Source organism: Kouleothrix sp. 19917, assembly GCF_057073505.1.
Genome location: NZ_CP097099.1, coordinates 2,463,728 through 2,482,145, shown reverse-complemented (window position 1 = coordinate 2,482,145; position 18,418 = coordinate 2,463,728). Strand labels below are relative to the sequence as shown.

Here is an 18,418-nt window from a genome sequence, read left to right as displayed (position 1 = left end):
CAGGGGGATGAGGGCCAAGCAATCGCCCTCACCCCCGGCCCCTCTCCCATTGCGATGGGCGAGGGGAGAAGAACCCCCTTCTCCTGCGGCGGCGCGAGAAGGGGCAGGGGGATGAGGACCAGTGGCGGCGCGGTTGCAACGTGTGCGAGTTTAGTTGAAGCAGAGAGATAGAAATAATAGTCGATGACGAAGCAAGCCATTTACGAAAGCCTCGAATCGCTGGCACAAGGTTCACTGCTTACTGGGGCAAGCAGGTTGTTTGCGGCGATTGGTTACCAAAGTTCTCGCCGGATCGACCTGGACGATGCTGCACCGGCAACCTTTGCTGCGGCCTTTGATCCCGATGGCCGTCTGGCGCAGCGTGCAGCCCTGGCCGAGTGGCGTTCAGCCGAGATGGTCTTCCAGATCGGCAGCGACGAACTGCGCCAGGCGGCACAGCTTTCGTTGTTCGATGGGGCCGGCTTTCAACCGCAGTTGTATGGCTCGTTTCTGTTCTTTGCCATTGATTTGCTGCCAAAGCCCGATGGCCGCGGCTATACACGCACGCAGCTCGCGACGATTACGCGTGAAATCAACCGCCTGTTCCCTATGCCGGTGAGTGTGCTGTTTCGCTTTCCCCAGGCCGATACCCCGGGCGCACAGCCCCAGCCGCGCCTGACACTAGCAATCGTCACCCACCGGCCCAACCGGCGCGATACAAGCCGCGATGTGCTGGAAAAGGTTTCGCTGATCCATGCCGTGCGGCTGGCGAACCCGCACCGCGCCCATGTCGATATTCTGGAAGATTTGTCGCTTGCGAGTTTGCGCTCTGCTTATGCTGTCGCTGGTTTCGATGATCTTCAGCGGGCTTGGGCGCGCACGCTCGATATTACCGAGCTGAACCGGCGCTTTTATGCCGAAATTGCGAACTGGTATTTCTGGGCGATTTCGCAGGTGCGCTTTCCCGATGGCGCGGGTGAGCGTGCCGATTTGCGCAATGCCACCAGCGTGATCCGCCTGCTCACCCGGCTAATTTTTGTCTGGTTTTTGCGCGAAAAACACCTCGTGCCCGATGCGTTATTTCGCCTGGCTGATCTCAAAACATTGCTGAACGACACCGACCCTGATGCGACAACATTCTACAAGGCGATTTTACAAAATCTGTTCTTTGGCACGCTCAATACGCCGATGGACGACCCAAAAACGCCGCGTCAGTTCCGCAGCCCATCGCGTGGCACGTGGCCGAATGCCCACCATGGCATTAACAACCTGTATCGCTACCAGGCAATGTTCACCGATCCGCAACGCGCCCTGGAATTGCTGCGCAGCATACCATTTTTGAATGGTGGCTTGTTCGAATGCCTTGACCCTGAGACCGAACGCACACCGGCAACACTCATCGATGGCTTTTCCGATCATAAAGATAACCCGCTTGCTGTGCCGAACCGCCTGTTTTTTGGCGGGCCAGCCGCCGACATCGATACCATGCTCAACCAGGTGTATGGCAGCCGTGGGCGTAAGTTCCGCGTGCGCGGCTTGATCGACATTCTCGATAGCTACAAGTTCACCGTCGCCGAAAACACGCCAATCGAAGAAGAAGTTGCGCTCGATCCCGAGCTGCTTGGCCAAGTGTTCGAGAACTTGCTGGCAGCCTACAACCCCGAAACCGAGACGACAGCGCGCAAAGAAACCGGCTCGTTCTACACGCCGCGCAATGTGGTTGAATATATGGTCGACGAGTCGTTACTGCTGGTGTTTCGCGATGCGCTTGCCGGCGCGGCCAAGATCAACAGCGATATTAATGCCACGCAGCCCGTGCTCGATGATCGCCTGCGCGCGCTGCTGGCCTACAACGACCTGCCTGCCGCCGAACAGTTCAGCGCCACCGAGATCCGCCACCTGATTGCGGCGATCGACGGCCTGCGCATGATCGATCCGGCCTGCGGCTCGGGCGCATTTCCGATGGGTGCACTGCAAAAGCTGGTGTATCTGCTCAGCAAGCTCGACCCCGGCAACCGTCGCTGGAAAGCCCGCCAGGAAGAGCGTGCCGCCGAGATCCCCGATGCCGAAGCCCGCGAAGCTGCGCTTCAAGCAATCGATGAGGCGTTTGAGCGCAACGAGCTGGATTATGGGCGCAAACTCTACCTAATCGAGAACTGCATCTATGGTGTGGACATCCAGACCATTGCGGTGCAGATCGCCAAGTTGCGCTGTTTCATCGCCTTGCTGGTCGATCAGCGCGTGGATGATGCTGCCCCTAACCGTGGCGTGCGCCCGCTGCCAAACCTGGAAACGCGCTTTGTCGCTGCCAACGCCCTGCGTGGCATCGATCGACCTGTCGAGCAATTAATGTTTCGCGACGCCGAGATCGAACGCCTGGAGCGCGATTTGGCCGACGTGCGCTCGCGCCATTTCAGCGCCCGCACGCCGCGCACCAAGCAGCGCTACCGCGAGCGCGACGCTGCGCTGCGCGGCGAACTGGCCCAGGCGCTCGAGCGCGACGGCTGGAATGGCGCGACGGCCAGGCTGTTGGCCGGCTGGAACCCATACAGCCAGAACGACGAGGCCAAGTTCTTCGATCCCGAATGGATGTTTGGCCTGACGGGCGGCTTCGATATCGTAATCGCAAACCCGCCGTATGTGCGCCAGGAGCAGATCAAGAAAGACAAAGACTGGCTTGCGAAATTTTACCCCGAGGTCTACACCGGCGTCGCCGATCTGTATGTTTACTTCTATGCCCGCGCCGTACAGTTACTGCGCGACGGCGGCGTGCTAACCTTTATTTCATCCAACAAATACTTCCGCGCGGGCTACGGCCAGAAGCTGCGCGATCTGCTGGCCAGCAAGATGACCATCGCCCAACTAATCGACTTTGGCGATGCGCCAGTGTTCACAGCCATCGCCTACCCCAGCATCATCGTCGCCCAGAAAGGCACCCCTGACACCTCTCCCCCTCTCCTGTCGCAACGGGAGAGGGGGCCGGGGGGTGAGGGCCACTCGCTCCTCGCCCTCAACTGGAACCCCTCCGCCCGCGTTGCCGATTTCCCGCAGATCGTTGCCGAGGCTCGCCGCGCCGCCGCTGATCACGCCCCTTCCGCGCCGCTTATTCTGCAACGAACGCTGACGCCCGACGGCTGGCGGCTGGAAGGCCCGGCTACGCAGAAACTGCTCGCCAAGCTGCGTCACGCCGGCAAGCCACTGGGGGAGTATGTAGGGGGACGATTTTACTATGGGATTAAAACAGGCTTCAACGAGGCCTTTGTTGTCGATCGCGCGACCCGCGACCGCTTGATCGCCGAGCACCCTTCCAGCGCGGAGGTACTGAAGCCGTTTTTGCGCGGAGAAAACATAAAACGGTGGAAAGCTGAGTTTGGCCAAGAATACATCATAAAAATTGAGTCTTCAGTTAACAAAAGACATGCATGGACAGGAAAGAATGAGCGCGAAGCAGAACGTATTTTTTCGCATAAATTTCCTGCTATACATTTCTGGTTTGACTCTCATCGACAAAGCCTTGTCAACAGAGGTGATCAAGGCAAGTACTTTTGGGAGCTTCGCGCTTGTGCGTATTGGGACGAATTTGAGAAACAAAAAATTATTTACCAAGAAATTGCCACATTTCACTCGTTCGCTTTTGATAATGAGAATTACTACGTTATTAACAAAGTATTTATGCTACCTGGAGCAAAATCATATCTGCTTGGCATTCTCAATGCGAAGATTAGTTGGTATTTCTTGGGCCAAATAGTAACGAAGCTTCAAGGCGGCGCTTATCAAATGCAGTGGCCATATGTTCAACAAGTTCCTGTTGCAAGTACAAGCAACCCGGCCCCAATCGAAGCGCTCGTCGAGCAGATCCTTGCGGCCAAAGCCGTCGATGCACGCGCGGATGTGGGCGGGTGGGAGCGCGAGATCGATGAGCGAGTGTATGCGTTGTATGGTTTGCGGCCGGAGGAGGTGCGAATGATCGAGGAGAGTGTGGGGAGGTAGGGCCCTCACCCCCGGCCCCTCTCCCATTGCGATGGGCGAGGGGAGGTGGGAGGCATATGAAGGCCCTCACCCCCGGCCCCTCTCCCATTGCGATGGGCGAGGGGAGGTGGGATTGTTGCCATCGCCGAGGGAGGTGGGATTGTTGCGATGGGCGAGGGGAGGTGGGATTGTTGCGATGGGCGAGGGAGAAGAACCCCTTTCTCCTGCCGCGGCGGGAGAAGGGGGCTGGGGGATGAGGGCCAGCGGGAGAAGGAGGCGGGGGGATGAGGGCCAACAGGTGAGCAGAGAAATGGCCCTCACCCCCGGCCCCTCTCCCATTGCGATGGGCGAGGGGAGGTGGGATTGTTGCGATGGGCGAGGGAGAAGAACCCCTTTCTCCTGCGGCAGCGGGAGAAGGGGGCTGGGGGATGAGGGCCAGCGGTTCCTGCGGCAGCGGGAGAAGGGGGCGGGGGGATGAGGGCCAGCGGGAGAAGGAGGCCAACTATGCCACAGCGACGACGCACAACTCAGCCTATACAGGTTCGCGCCCGGCAACTGCGCCAGGAGCAGACCGCAGCGGAAGCGCACCTGTGGGAACATCTGCGCGATCGCCGGCTCGGCGGCTTCAAGTTTCGACGGCAGCATCCGCTTGGGCGCTTCATCGTTGATTTCTACTGTGCCGAGCGTCGATTGATCGTCGAAGTCGATGGATCTATCCATGATCAGCAACACGAGCACGATCAGGCGCGGGAGGAAGCATTAAAGATACACGGTTATTCTATTGTTCGTATCACAAACACGGAAATAGCCACTGACCTACCAAACGTCCTGCAACGTCTGCTTACGCAATTGCATAATTCTCAGGCAAGCGATGAATTGAAAGAGACGTGAACACCCCTCTCCTATCGCAATGGGAGAGGGGCCAGGGGTGAGGGCCTCAATAAACACTCCTCTCCTATCGCAATGGGAGAGGGGCTGGGGGTGAGGGCCTCAATAAACACCCCTCTCCTATCGCAATGGGAGAGGGGCCAGGGGTGAGGGCCTCAATAAACACCCCTCTCCTATCGCAATGGGAGAGGGGCCAGGGGTGAAGGCCTCAATAAACACCCCTCTCCTATCGCAATGGGAGAGGGGCCAGGGGTGAGGGCTAAAGGAGAACAGCATGAGCTTACCATTCAACCCAGCCAGCATCAAAATTGATCCTATTCCATACACGGTGCACGATATTTTGCGCCGGATCGAGCGCAAAGATATTCAATTAGACCCTGATTTTCAACGCCAATTTATTTGGGACAAAGTGCGCCAGAGTCGCCTGATCGAGTCGCTTCTTATGGGCGTTCCCCTGCCGACTTTTTATCTTGATGCAACCGATGCAAACCGTATGCAGGTAGTCGACGGGCTGCAACGCCTGTCTACATTGCAGGCATTTTGCAAAAAACAAGAACTCTATTTACAAGATCTTGAATTTCTCACCGAATTGAATGGCAAGCGTTTCGATGATCTATCGGCGGCTGAGCAACGCACAATTGAGGATTCGAAGCTCACAATCATTGCTGTGCAGCCCGGCACGCCGCGCAACGTAAAATTTTTGATCTTCCGCCGAATCAACACAGGTGGTATCAACCTCAATGATCAGGAAATTCGCCACGCAATCTACGAAGGCCCAGCCCGCGACTTTCTGCGCGAGCTTGCTGAGTCGCCTGAATTTCTGACTGCGACCAATAATCAGGTTAGCCCCGCCCGCATGGACGATCGCGAATGCGTGCTGCGCTTTGTCGCCTTCCGCCTCAATCCCTACGATGTCGCGCTCGATGATGCCACAACATTCGATGATCTGCTCAACCAGACCATGGACGATCTGAACCAATCTACCGCGACAATGCGCAACCAGTACGCCGAGGATTTTCACGCCAGCATGGGCAAGGCGCACATGATCTTTGAAGACCTGGCTTTCCGTGAAGTTCAAGAGCAGCTGGAAACTGGCCCGTTTCGCAAGGCACTGTGTGAAGTTTGGAGTGTGCTTTTGTGCGGCTATTCCCTCGATACCGTGCAATCTCAGCCCATCAAAGAGGCCATTGTTAAAGCATCCACTGCGGCGATGACCAACGATGCCGCGTTTTTGGCGTCGATCCAGCCTGGAGCCAGTGATCGGCAAAGCATCGTGACACGTTTCGGCACCGTCGACAAATTGCTGCGCCAGATATTGGGTTAAAATAATGCCTGCCACATCGTATCATGGGCGCAATCTGAATATGCTATTTCGAGGAGAAGAAGAGTACGTGAGCACCAACATTCAGGAACTAACCGGTGCAGAAGCCGGTATCAGCAGCCAGCGTCAGATCGAAATCGCCCTGCAAACAATGCTCGAACGTGGCGAAGCCGCCAGCGCTGAAATCTACACTGCTGTTGAAAGCAATATGAACGGAATTAAGCTTTCGCAGCAAGGCCGCGACACCCTACGATCGTTAATCAGCCGCACGGCAGTACAAAATGGCTGGGTTCACCCGGCCAATGGCGAGCGCGCGCCATGGCGCATCACCGACAGTGGACGCACCTATATCACCGAACTGGCACCACCCGAAGGCACCGACGAAGCCAGCTTCGACATGGGCGAATACCCAATCGACAGCTTGCTCATTCGCGCTGATCATCGCACCGTCTACGATGTCGTTCGGCGCATGGGCCGGGGACAGTATGTGCTCGATCCTGATTTCCAGCGTGATTTTGTATGGGATGAAGCCAAACAAAGCAAGCTGATCGAGTCAGCGCTTATGCGCATCCCACTGCCAGTATTTTATTTAGCCGAAAACACCGATGGCAAAGTCGTTGTCGTCGATGGGTTGCAGCGGCTTAGCACATTTCAACGCTTTCTCGAAGGAAAGCTGGCCCTCCGAGGATTAACTGGCAGCAGCGCCGAGCTAAATAAGAAATATTTTAACGATCTTGATGCCAAGCTGCAAAACCGCCTAGAAGACACACAGCTCGTGCTCTATCTAATCGACTCAAAAGTACCCGACCGCGCCCGGCTCGATATTTTCGAGCGTGTGAATAGCGGTGTGGCGCTTAGCCGCCAGCAGATGCGTAATTGCCTGTATGTTGGTGATGCAACTCGCTGGCTGAAAGAGCGAGCCCAGAGCGACGTGTTCCGCGAAGCCACTGGCGGCGGCCTGAATAGCCAGACCATGCGCGACCGCGAAGCTATCAACCGCTTCTGTGCCTTTATGTTGTCGGGCGTTCAGGGCTACCGCAGTAATGGCGGGAACATGGACGACTTCCTTGCAGCAACGTTGCGCACAATGAACACCATGGGGCGTGCCCAGATCGATCAGCGCCTGACGCCGGCTTTTGAGCGCAGCATGCGCAATAACTACACGATCTTTGGTCGCCATGCTTTTCGCAAACATACCGATCCTAATGGCGGCCGCACAGTGCTCAATATCGCGTTATTCGATGTTTACTCCATGCTCATGACCCGCTACTCGGAAGCCTTTGTCGCCGCGAACATAGAAGAATTCTATCGGCGCTTCTATGCGCTTCAAGAAAATACTGAATTCAGCGCTGCTATAACGTATTCAACGAACGATGCCCGTCGGGTCGAGGCTCGCTTCCGATTGATCGAAGAGCAACATGCAGATCTTCCTGCTGATGTGGAGAATGCCTAATGCTTCAGCGCATTCAGCTTGAACACTTTAAGTGTTTTGAGCTTCTTAAACTGCCACTGGCCCCGCTTACCTTGCTTTCGGGTTTGAATGCATCAGGTAAATCAACGACTATTCAGTCGCTAACGCTCATGCATCAGACCTTGACCGAAAACCCCGGCAGTACCAACCTAATCTTGAATGGTAATAATGTTTCGCTTGGTTCAGCCGATGATTTGGTTGACAAAATCAGCGGTCGCGATAGTTTTTCTATTGGCTTTGAGAATGACAAAACGAGCGCACTATGGCAGTTCGGCATTGATGATGATGATGCCATGATCGCGCCGCTCACCGGATTTATCGGCCGAGACTTTTCAACTGATAGCACTGAAGCGATTCATGCAGGCGAATATCGCACAACGTATCAACTCATTCCGCTTAAAGATCTTGCTTCAAGCGATACAATGATTAAAATCTACGAACCACTTCTGCAAACTATACGAACCCTGACATACATCTCTGCCGATCGTATCGGCCCTCGTGAGATCTACCCGGCAAGTAGTAATACACAGCAAACAGGCGTTGGCGCGCGTGGCGAATTCACTCCATGGTTCATTCAGCAAAACGAAGATCTCGAAATTCCAGCGGGAATGTGCCGCGGCACGCCACAACAACTCAAGCGCCAGGTTGAAGCCTGGTTGTCCTGGTTTTTCCCAGGTGGCGCGTTTGAGATCTTAGCAATCGAACGGACTAATCAGTATGTTATGCGTCTGCGCACCAGTGAAGAAACGCGTTACCACCGCCCCTCAAATGTTGGCTATGGTCTTAGCCACGTTTTGCCCGTGATCACAGCTTGCCTTGGTGCGGTTGGTTTTGCCCAGCAAGAAAAACGCCTTGCTCCGCTTGTGCTAATCGAAAATCCCGAGCTTCATCTGCACCCTGCTGGGCAATCTGAAATGGGTGTTTTTCTTGCCCGTGCAGCGGCGGCAGGGGCACAGCTCATTATCGAAACTCATAGCGACCATGTTTTGAATGGTATTCGCCGTGCTGTCAAGGGCATCGGTAATCAGCCAATTCTTAAGCCTGAACAAGTGGCCATCCACTTTTTCCAGCCGCGTGACAGTTCTGGCCAGCGCCCTCAGGTAATTTCGCCACTGATTGACCAGAACGGAACGATCGACAGTTGGCCCGAAGGTTTCTTTGATCAGTTCGATAAGGATACCGCCTCACTCATTGATTGGTAGGTTCACAATGGAACTTTTTGTCAACGATCTCTCGCTCCATGCTCAGTTTCAAGCACCGTCTACATTCCGGCCTGCACTACAAGAACTACTGCACTGCCATACATGTGCTCGGTCGTTCAACCGCGCCTTCTATGTTCCACGAAGCATCTCAAGCCGTATGGTCGGCGCAAACACGACATTCCAACAGGCCGTGCGCGGCATGGGGGACATGAATTTGACTCGCCTGGTAATGGGGTGGATTGATCGCCAGGGGCCATTCGTCGATGATGTTTTGACCCGCGATGAAGGTGAGTATTACTGGTTTCGGGACGAAGACCATATTGTGACTGCGGAAGTGCTTGGCGAGGTAGCGGCGCGACACTTTGCCGAGCGTCCTGCCGGGCTGGTAAGTATTGCCCCATCTGACTTTACGCAATCGCCGCTCACTGTTGTCTGGCATCGTGCAGATGATAAACAGGAACGCGGTGATTTAGATAACTTTTGGGATCGCACGCAATTAGAAAGCTATCTCGAACAGCATGAGTCGGATGTGCAAAATTGGTCAGAAATGCTTTCGCGCGCCAGAACACGCTATACAAATCTGGCATTTTTTGATGGTATGGAAGAGCATCTCGCTGGCGAACCTTTCAGTACAACAATCGCACAACGCGTCTTTTTCCTGCTCGACATCCTTAATCGGCTCAAAACAAGCTATACTTCGACTGGCGAACGCACCAAAGAAGGTGAGGATCTCACCGAGAACTTTTTCCGCCGTGGCAATTTTTTCAGCGATGCTTCGGATACCGAAAAAAATACCGACGTATTTCGTAAAGCAATGACATTCCAGCTGCCAACTGGCGAACCGCTTGAATGCTTCTGGCACGGCAAAATCACTCATCGCTTTTTCCGTATTCACTTTAGCCCAATTACGCCGGATCAACCTCTGTATATTGCCTACATTGGACCAAAGCTAACCAGACAATAAGTAATGAGGCTAACAATGGCAACAATGACAACCTACGAACGTTCGCTGCAGATCTATCAGGTGCTGGTGGCAGCGGCGCATAATCGGCAGACACTCACATACGAACTGCTGAGTAAATACGTTGGTGTACCACAGCAGGGACTGGCTGGGCACCTAGAAAATATTCAGCAGTTCTGTGCAGCGCGCAGCCTTCCTCCTTTAACCGTACTGGTTGTGCGCAAACACATTGGAAAGCCAAGCCATGGGTTTCATGGATCCGAGGATGCTGATGCAGGGCGTGAAAATGTTTATGCGCATAACTGGTATGGTATGAAGCCTCCTGTAGCGGAAGACTTCAGAATATCAGCGGCGTAAAGCTCATAACTCGGCTGTCTAGTCAGTCATACTGCAGCAATTTGCACTCGGCAGGATGCAGAAGGCAGTTGTATTTTCCGCGCTCCAACGCGTTTCTTGCCGGCACGTGAGTGGTCAGTTGTTCTGCAAACCGCTATAAGTGCGCACATACAACTACGCACGACGTCTATTGTTTCCACAGCGTTGCGAACTCCTCAACAATGCACTGGTCTGTTCTTCTGCATCGCACAAGAAGCGTTAGATGGCCTGCCTACAGCGTTGCAGCCTTCGGAAGCGTGTGCTCCTCTCGCCCATCGCAATGGGAGAGGGGCTGGGGGGTGAGGGCCACAGTAGCGCATAATCTTGTAAGTATTCAACTAAAGTTGCAGCCTTCGGAAGCGTGTGCTCCCCTCGCCCATCGCAATGGGAGAGGGGCTGGGGGTGAGGGCCACAGTAGCGCATAATCTTGTAAGTATTCAACTAAAGTTGCAGCCTTCGGAAGCGTGTGCTCCCCTCGCCCATCGCAATGGGAGAGGGGCTGGGGGGTGAGGGCCACAGTAGCGCATAATCTTGTAAGTATTCAACTAAAGTTGCAGCCTTCGGAAGCGTGTGCTCTCCTCGCCCATCGCAATGGGAGAGGGGCTGGGGGTGAGGGCCACAGCAGCGCATAATCTTGTAAGTATTCAACTAAAGTTGCAGCCTTCGGAAGCGTGTGCTCTCCTCGCCCATCGCAATGGGAGAGGGGCTGGGGGTGAGGGCCACAGCAGCGCATAATCTTGTAAGTATTCAATTAAATTTGGTATTGCATCCGAACGGGAACGGTTTTGAGATAATCAGTCACCGATTTGATGCATAGCTGATAAGGCCAGGCCGATAGGCTTGGCCTTATTATGTACCCAAACAAAACCAGCAGGAGATGTATTAACAAACAACCCACTTTCCATTGCAGGAGGACGTTTTAGCATGACAAGTAATCTCAAAGCCCATGCAAGGAAACTCTTGTGCCAGGCGCTCAATAATCCATGCGCCGATTTTCACGAAGGGCAGTGGCAGGCGATCGAGCTACTCGTGGAACAATCAGCTCGTTTGTTAGTTGTCCAACGTACAGGGTGGGGCAAAAGCGTCGTCTATTTTCTCGCGACGCGGCTACTACGCGATCGTAAAGCTGGTGTCACACTACTGATCTCTCCTTTGCTTGCACTGATGCGAAACCAATTGCTGGCCGCACAACGTTTGGGTATTCGTGCTGCAACCATTAATTCCAGCAACACTGATGAATGGCCGGAAATACAGAAACGCTTACACGAAGGCGCTATCGATATTCTCCTCATTTCGCCGGAACGCCTGGCAAATGATAAATTTCGTGAGCAATATTTTCTACCCATTGCCGACAAAATTGGCTTATTTGTCGTTGATGAAGCGCATTGCATTTCGGACTGGGGGCACGATTTCCGCCCCGATTACCAGCGTATTGTGCGCATCCTCCAGGCGCTGCCACCAAACATGCCAGTTCTTGCAACAACTGCCACCGCAAATAATCGCGTTGTGGCCGACGTGATAGCACAGATTGGAAAGAATATTCAAGTTAGACATGGTTTGTAGGTACTTTACAGTTTGTGATTAGGCGGCCAGCGTCCACTCAGGCATCAGATGCGCTGGTGAATGCTCCGTGCTGGCTGGTGGATAGCCTAATGCCACCAGCCAGTCAGTCGGCGCATCGCGCATCCCGCTCAGATGCAGCGGGCTCTGACCTTTATGCTTCCCACGAGTAAACACACGATGGTTGTGCCAAACTGCCAGCAACGCCAGCATACCGTTTGTCAGCCTTCGCCGCACCGCCAGATGTGGGCGCAGGATGCTATGCCACCGCTCCACCGCGCTCGAAACCTGCACCGCCTCCTGCCAGGCTGTCAGCAGCACTCGCGCCGCCGCACGCCAGTCCACTGGCACCGCCGCTATCACCTCCGCATCGGTCCACGCCAATTCCTTCCGCCTCAGCCAAGCCCATCCCAGCAGCGCTTGCCGCTCGGCTGCCAGCACTCCACTCAGCTCCTGCTGCACCTGCTGCACCTGGGCACCAAAACTCAGCAGCTTTGGCATTTGCCTCCGAATGCGGCGCGCCAGGCGCCCCAGTTCGGCCTGCTGCTCTCCCGCGCTGCTTTCTGCCAATTCGTCCAACAAGCTCAGCAGCGCGTCCAGTTCGTCTTGCCGCTCGGCCAAGCTCAGCAACCGCTTGCGCCCGACCACCACCACCGCCAGCAATCGATGCAACTCGTCGGTCAAATAGGCCAGCGCAGCGACACCATCGGTCGCTGCCGCCAATTCCTGGCTGTGGCTCTCAAGCGTGCGCTTGGTCGGCCGACCGCGCTGACGTGTCCCAAGCTCGAGGCAGGCAGCTTGGCGCTCAACTGCCGCTGTACGCGCGTGCATCTGGCTCAGGCGGCGCTGCAGGCGAGCCTGCACCAGCGAGCAGGCTTGGAACAGATGCCAGTGGTCGAGTTGCACCAGCACATCGGGCGTGACGTGCTGGCAGGCACTGTGCATGGGTGCGCCATCGTCCATCACAACCCGCTCCCATCGCAGGCCACGCTCCTGCAAGCTCCACAACAGCAAGGTCCAACTCTCGGTATCGACCGCCAGCGGTCCTTCAGAGGCCCAAACTGCGCCGCTGTGCACATCGACCACGTTCAGATAGGCGGCTCGACCGTGAGCGGGAAAGATTTCGTCGAGCGCCAAGGCGCGAGTGGAAGAAGGAAGGTGCGTGTGCATCCAGGTCAGAGCGCGCTGCTGAGCCTGGTGCAGGACTGCGACGATGGTGGGCAAACTGAGGCCCTGTCCGAGCAATTCCTGGGTCGCGGCTTGAATGCCACGCTGAGAGGCATGCGCGATCCACAGCGTCAGAATGTGGCGAGCGCTGGAGCGGGCAGGCGCGTGAGCAGACGGCGGCGAAAAGGCAGCCGTGATGGCGCGTCGGGCGTGCTCGCGCCAAGCATACAAGGTCGGGCGCGAGACGTGATGTATGCGGCTGAGGCGTGTCACGATACCATACTCGCCTTGATGTGCCAGCAGCAGCGCTGCGGATTGTGCACGCATCTCGGGCGTGCTAGGATGTGTGCGACCCATTGGGTTCTCCCTAGTGATTGGTTGTGGTTGGCCCTTCAACCATACCACTAGGGAGTTTGTCTGTCAGCAGGCAGGGAAAGACTGTAAAGCTGGCTTGGTCTGCCTGAAACCATGTCTTATTCGCGGAAATCTTCGGCGTGATAGCTTGCATCTGCAAAACATACACCTGCCAAGCCAATCGGCTCGTATGGCCTGGCTTGTCGAGCATCTGCCGCAATTGCCAGGGAGTGGTATTATTTACACGCTAACTGTGCGCGATGCTGAACGCGTTGCTGCATGGCTGAGGCTCAACGAAATTGATGCAGAAGGATATTGGGGCGAACTACCAAATAACAAGCGCCAAGAATTAGAGCAGCGGCTGCTAGATAATCGCCTCAAGGTCTTGGTTGCGACCACGGCATTGGGCATGGGTTTTGACAAACCAGATCTTGGCTTTGTCGTTCATTTTCAGCGCCCAGGATCAGTTGTTCATTATTATCAGCAAGTTGGGCGAGCTGGTAGAGCCATAGATGTGGCATACGGTATTATGCTAAGCGGCGATGAAGATCAAGAGATCAGCGACTATTTTATCCGCACAGCTTTTCCCCCGGAAGCGCATACTTCTGAAATACTAAACGCGCTTGAGCGGGCCGATAGTGGGCTTAGCATTTCACAAATGCAAGGCCGCGTGAATCTTTCACGCGGCGAAATCGACAAGGTTCTGAAACAACTACTGTTGGAATCACCTTCACCAGTGAGCAAGCAGGGAGCCAACTGGTATGCGAACCCAATTATCTATACACCGAATACAGAAAAAGTTGCACAGCTCACGCAGATTCGTCAGGCCGAGCAAGCACGCATGCAAGAATATTTGCACAGCGACACGTGCCTGATGGCCTTTCTGGCCCGCGAACTGGATGATGAATGCCAGGAAAATTGTGGTCGTTGTGCTGTTTGCATTGGCAGGCCGCTCGTTTCACCCCAATATTGCGCGGATGTTGAGCAGAAAGCGCTGGCTTTTCTTCGCCGAATCGAGCAGGTGATTGAGCCAAGGCTGAAGTGGCCAGGAGATGCTCTTGCAGCACATGGCTGGACTGGAAAAATTCCTGAAGAGCTACGTGCAGAAAAAGGCCGCGCACTTTGTGTTTGGGGAGATGCTGGCTGGGGTAACCTGATAAAGCGTGGGAAGCAGATGGATGGTTGTTTTGATGATGAGCTCATTGAAGGCTTGGCCGAAATGATTTGCAAAAGATGGATGCCTGCTCCATTTCCTACCTGGGTAACCTGTGTGCCTTCGTTGAGGCATCGAAAATTGGTGCCAGATTTAGCAAAACGATTATCGCAACGACTGAATCTCCCGTTTGTCGACAGTATGTGCAAAGTACGGCAGACTGGTGAACAGAAATACATGCGTAACACCTATCAGCAGGCTCGCAACCTGTCACAAGTATTCCAAACCAAAGTGTGGCGTGGTATTACTAGCCCAGTACTGCTTGTCGATGACATTTGTGATTCGCGGTGGACTTTAACCGTTGTTGCAGCCTTACTTAGAGAAGCTGGGAGCGGGCCTGTATACCCTGTAGCGCTTGCATGGGCTCAAGCAAGTTAAGGGATGAGCAGTATGATGTCACATATGTTGAGCGCTGATACTCAAGCGATCTTACTTCTCACTGGTAATTTTGGGAAAACACGTACAGGTGATGCAGTTCTATCACAGTCCGAGTATCATCGTCTAGCCTTGTGGTTGCATAGCCATCAGCTGCGTCCAGGAGATATGCTTCAGCCTGGAAGCTTTGATGACATACGCAATGCAGGTGGCGAACTGCTTTTCGATCTGGATCGATTATCTCAGCTCCTTGGTCGTGGGGCTGAGCTTGCCATGATTGTTGAACACTGGGCAAATAAGGGATTATGGATTCTTAGCCGCAGCGATACAGCTTACCCACAGCGCATTAAAGCCCGGCTCGCAAGCAAGGCGCCACCTATTTTGTACGGGGTCGGGAACCAAGAGCTATTATCCAACGGAGGGCTGGCAATTGTAGGCTCACGCGATATTGATGAGAAGAGTATTGAGTTTTCGCATTCACTTGCAAAACTATGCGCCAAGCAGAGTATTCAGGTAGTTTCTGGTGGGGCTCGCGGTGTTGATAGCGAAAGTATGCGTACTGCACTCGAATACGGCGGGACAGTCGTTGGTATTCTTGCCGACAGTTTAAGTAGATGGGCTGTAGCTAAAGTATATCGAGATGCTTTACGGTCTCAAAATCTTGCCCTTGTTTCGCCCTATTACCCAGATGCGGGGTTTAACGTTGGGAACGCCATGAGCCGAAATAAGTATATCTATTGCTTAAGTGATTATGCTCTAGTAGTGAGTACAAGTGCGGAAAAAGGTGGAACATGGGCAGGTGCGGTAGAAAACCTTTCCGGCCAGAAAACTCCACTTTTTATTCAAACAGGTGACGGCGTTCCAAAGGCAAATCAAAAACTACTAGAGATAGGTGGCATAGGTTTTCACAATACTCTATTACTACATAAAGATCTAGACCTTACAGATTGGTTTAGTGAACATGCAGACCCAACATTAATAAACAATACTGTTGGCCGAGAAAATATTCAACACGATGATTTACCTCTTGAGCAAGCGCAAGCGAAAATGCAATTGAGCGAAGCAACAACTCTAGAAGTTGAGCCGAGGCGAATTCAAGAAGAAATTTCAACATACTTATTTAAAGTTGCAAAAGAGCATCCAGTATCTATTGATGATAGCATCAAGCAAATATCGCAGAGGATTTCCGATAATTATCAAAATTCTCAATTGATACAAGCTGAATATGACTTGTTTCCCAAAATATTACCATCTCTTATGCACGTATTAAAAACGGCAAAAACAGAGCGCGAAGTAGCAGAGCTTCTTTGCATCGAATTAGGCCAAGCATACAAATGGCTACAGCGCGCGGTAGATGAAGGATTGGTTCAAAAACTTGCAAAACCTAGACGTTATTTAGCCCATACACAAACCCAATTCAAACTTTAACCCCACCTTATCACGCTTCTATTAGCGTTATGTTTATTCCTGGCTTTCTCTTTAATCTTACGACATACCCTTTGCCTTCTCCTGTGCATTAGCAAAAAAGAGTTTTGCCACCAAACGGTCGCCGTTCCGCTCCCGATTTGCACACAAGCGCGCTTCACTTTCCGCTGCGAGCCTACTATAATCGCTAGCACGTTCTTGAACGTTGGGCACACTGGTGCTCAATCACCTAGCAAAGGAAGTAGTCTCTATGCAACGCAACGGAAAGGCTTCTTCAACGACCAATGGCGCTGTCCTCAGCGAACCTCTGCCGCCCCGCACCACCCCGGCCACCCTGCTCGACACCGACGCGCCCGTGACGTTCACCCTGCTCGACAGCGACGCGCCCGCGCCGCCCGCTGCCTCAGCCGACGAAGCACCCACGCCCACGCTGCGCGCCAGCGCCTCGGCCAGGATCGAGGGCCAGCTGTTCGCCGCGCGCGTTGCCATAGAGACGGTGCTGGGCAACGCGGCCATGCAGGCGGCGCTGGCGCAGTATGGCTACGACGCCGAGCGCATGCGGGCGGGCCGGGCGCTCTACGAGCGCGCGCTGGCGCTCTTTCAGCAGCAGCAGGCTGGCCGCGGCGAGCGCTACGCTGCCGTCGATGCGCGCAATGCCGCCCAGGAGCAGGCCGAAGCAATGTTTGCGCGACATCTGGCGGTTGCGCGCGTGGCGCTGCGCAAGGATCGCGGCGCGGCGCAGTCGTTGGGGATGACATCGGCGCGCAAATATGACCAGGCCAGCTGGCTGGCGCAGGCGCAGCAGTTCTACCTAAGGTTTTGCAGAAATAGGCGAAAGCTCAGGGTAAAGCCAAACGGAGCTTGATATCGGACAGAGTCATGCCTTGGTGCGATTGTTCGATGGCCCAAGCAAGCGTTTTGCCCAAGGTCTCGCGAGCGATGGTGCGACAGGACTCGCCAATGGTCATCAGGCGTGTGTGAGCCCATTCGAAGGCACGATCATGCTTCAATTGGCGCATCAGAGCCGTGTACGCCAGGACGACGAGGTGCATGTGCCTGGTCTGGCCCATCCCGTCCCTGAGCTGACACTCGCCCATGCCCAAATGCTGCTTCCCGTCCCGATGAAAGGTCTCCGTCCCTGTCCAGCGCTTTTTGTAGACCTTCAAAATGCGATGAGCTTCCCACTGGGTTCGGTTGCTGATCAGGATCTTGCGTGGCGTCGCAGCTTCTGCTTCTGACCACAACACCAGAATACGCACTGGGTGGTTGACATTGGGCAGACGAACGGACTTGGTGAGCTTACCATTGCGTGTGACCGCCGACCGTAAACTTGGTGCGAACAAGCGGCGTGAGCGTTTTGACCCACTCAGTCACGCTGGTCTGCTTCCCGCTGACTACAATCACTCGGTTGGCTTTCAAATCACCGATGTAGCTGCGACCTTTGGCGTGGAGGGTGTTCATAATTGGCGCGTTGGTGAAGTAACTGTCGAAGGTGAAGTCGCCCGGTATGTCCTCAGCGACAACCCAATCGATCAGTTCCTTAGCGAGGTCGGTGTGATTCTTGAACGGGCGCTCGTCGTCGCACTGCTCGCGCTTGCGGAAGCGCCGGAAATCGAGCGGATAATGTTTCCCACTCGGGTTGACGTAGTTGGCAAACAGGTAATCGTGGGCGATCAGGTGGCGTTTGTCGGCATGGTCCCAGAAATAGCCGACATCCTCTATCAGTTTGCCGTCATGATCTATCAAAGTGTTATCGATCGCGATAACGCCGTCGTGACGATAGCGCGTTGCAGCGTCCTGTTGAAGCCATTCGAGCCGGTGCGCGTTGATGCGCTGGACATCCCAGGGCGCTTCAGTCAACCATCGATTGAGAGTGGATTGGTCGGGTGGGGCGGCAAACTCTCGCGTGATACCGCTCACGGTCTTGTGCTCCGCTACAAACAGCCCGGTCAGGTATTCGGCAAAGTGGCGGCGTGAAGGCTCATTTGGAAACAGGTCGGCGAACTGGACCAGCAGTTCCTCGACCACCTGTGGTATCGCGACAATTGCTGGCACCTGTGCCTCCCAACTGGTAGACCAACGCTCGCCTGATCATATGCTCAGAAGCTTGTTGCCGCAAATCTGCAAAAGTCCAGTTCTACGCCAACGCGCTGGGCAG

12 protein-coding genes and 1 pseudogene are annotated in these 18,418 nt (G+C 54.5%); 11 read left to right on the top strand and 2 right to left on the bottom strand.

Annotated elements, in window-relative coordinates; all coding sequences use genetic code 11:
* The first annotated feature begins 933 nt into the window (after positions 1-933).
* From M1P90_RS10210 to M1P90_RS10175, 8 genes are all read left to right on the top strand, one after another.
* On the top strand, positions 934-3,969 hold the full coding sequence (locus tag M1P90_RS10210; RefSeq protein WP_483702511.1) for an Eco57I restriction-modification methylase domain-containing protein: 3,036 nt from the start codon (positions 934-936) through the stop codon (positions 3,967-3,969).
* Between the two features lie 483 nt (positions 3,970-4,452).
* The gene (locus M1P90_RS10205; protein WP_483702510.1) at positions 4,453-4,839 is read left to right on the top strand and encodes an endonuclease domain-containing protein; all 387 of its coding nucleotides are present in this window, start codon (positions 4,453-4,455) and stop codon (positions 4,837-4,839) included.
* Positions 4,840-5,110: 271 nt separating this feature from the next.
* Positions 5,111-6,160, top strand: coding sequence for a DUF262 domain-containing protein (locus M1P90_RS10200; protein ID WP_483702509.1), 1,050 nt, complete (start codon positions 5,111-5,113; stop codon positions 6,158-6,160).
* A gap of 67 nt (positions 6,161-6,227) precedes the next feature.
* Entirely contained in the window at positions 6,228-7,610 is a 1,383-nt protein-coding gene (locus M1P90_RS10195; protein WP_483702508.1) for a DUF262 domain-containing protein, read from the top strand.
* Positions 7,610-8,830 (top strand): AAA family ATPase, encoded by a 1,221-nt coding sequence (locus M1P90_RS10190; RefSeq protein ID WP_483702507.1) that lies wholly within the window; start codon positions 7,610-7,612, stop codon positions 8,828-8,830. Before M1P90_RS10195 ends, M1P90_RS10190 begins: the two co-directional genes overlap by 1 nt.
* A 7-nt stretch (positions 8,831-8,837) precedes the next feature.
* Positions 8,838-9,794 (top strand): hypothetical protein, encoded by a 957-nt coding sequence (locus M1P90_RS10185; protein WP_483702506.1) that lies wholly within the window; start codon positions 8,838-8,840, stop codon positions 9,792-9,794.
* A gap of 15 nt (positions 9,795-9,809) precedes the next feature.
* Positions 9,810-10,148: a hypothetical protein gene (locus M1P90_RS10180; RefSeq protein ID WP_483702505.1), complete on the top strand. Its 339-nt coding sequence runs from the start codon at positions 9,810-9,812 to the stop codon at positions 10,146-10,148.
* 942 nt (positions 10,149-11,090) lie between these two features.
* Complete coding sequence (locus tag M1P90_RS10175; protein WP_483702504.1) at positions 11,091-11,729, top strand: DEAD/DEAH box helicase; 639 nt, start codon at positions 11,091-11,093, stop codon at positions 11,727-11,729.
* A gap of 18 nt (positions 11,730-11,747) precedes the next feature.
* On the opposite strand, the gene M1P90_RS10170 is transcribed toward M1P90_RS10175, so the two are convergent.
* Positions 11,748-13,250 carry a hypothetical protein gene (locus tag M1P90_RS10170; protein ID WP_483698632.1) on the bottom strand — a complete coding sequence of 501 codons (1,503 nt, stop codon included), beginning with the start codon at positions 13,248-13,250 and terminating at the stop codon, positions 11,748-11,750.
* A gap of 187 nt (positions 13,251-13,437) precedes the next feature.
* On the opposite strand from M1P90_RS10170, the gene M1P90_RS10165 reads away from it, so the two are divergent.
* From M1P90_RS10165 to M1P90_RS10155, 3 genes are all read left to right on the top strand, one after another.
* Complete coding sequence (locus M1P90_RS10165) at positions 13,438-14,838, top strand: helicase-related protein (protein ID WP_483702503.1); 1,401 nt, start codon at positions 13,438-13,440, stop codon at positions 14,836-14,838.
* Between the two features lie 12 nt (positions 14,839-14,850).
* Positions 14,851-16,263: a DNA-processing protein DprA gene (locus M1P90_RS10160; protein ID WP_483702502.1), complete on the top strand. Its 1,413-nt coding sequence runs from the start codon at positions 14,851-14,853 to the stop codon at positions 16,261-16,263.
* A 247-nt stretch (positions 16,264-16,510) separates the two neighbouring features.
* Positions 16,511-17,125, top strand: a complete 615-nt coding sequence (locus M1P90_RS10155) for a PQLLE family protein (protein WP_483702501.1) — start codon at positions 16,511-16,513, stop codon at positions 17,123-17,125.
* Here M1P90_RS10155 and M1P90_RS10150 read toward each other — a convergent pair.
* Positions 17,100-18,315: pseudogene (locus M1P90_RS10150) on the bottom strand (IS701 family transposase). The gene M1P90_RS10155 and the pseudogene M1P90_RS10150 sit on opposite strands and share 26 nt — an antisense overlap.
* Between the last annotated feature and the right edge of the window lie 103 nt (positions 18,316-18,418).

Coding starts and splice junctions, on each gene's coding strand:
- M1P90_RS10170 (WP_483698632.1), bottom strand. CDS start 13,250: ATGGGTCGCACACATCCTAGCACGCCCGAGATGCGTGCACAATCCGCA.
- M1P90_RS10160 (WP_483702502.1), top strand. CDS start 14,851: ATGATGTCACATATGTTGAGCGCTGATACTCAAGCGATCTTACTTCTC.
- M1P90_RS10165 (WP_483702503.1), top strand. CDS start 13,438: ATGGCCTGGCTTGTCGAGCATCTGCCGCAATTGCCAGGGAGTGGTATT.
- M1P90_RS10175 (WP_483702504.1), top strand. CDS start 11,091: ATGACAAGTAATCTCAAAGCCCATGCAAGGAAACTCTTGTGCCAGGCG.
- M1P90_RS10155 (WP_483702501.1), top strand. CDS start 16,511: ATGCAACGCAACGGAAAGGCTTCTTCAACGACCAATGGCGCTGTCCTC.
- M1P90_RS10185 (WP_483702506.1), top strand. CDS start 8,838: ATGGAACTTTTTGTCAACGATCTCTCGCTCCATGCTCAGTTTCAAGCA.
- M1P90_RS10200 (WP_483702509.1), top strand. CDS start 5,111: ATGAGCTTACCATTCAACCCAGCCAGCATCAAAATTGATCCTATTCCA.
- M1P90_RS10190 (WP_483702507.1), top strand. CDS start 7,610: ATGCTTCAGCGCATTCAGCTTGAACACTTTAAGTGTTTTGAGCTTCTT.
- M1P90_RS10180 (WP_483702505.1), top strand. CDS start 9,810: ATGGCAACAATGACAACCTACGAACGTTCGCTGCAGATCTATCAGGTG.
- M1P90_RS10205 (WP_483702510.1), top strand. CDS start 4,453: ATGCCACAGCGACGACGCACAACTCAGCCTATACAGGTTCGCGCCCGG.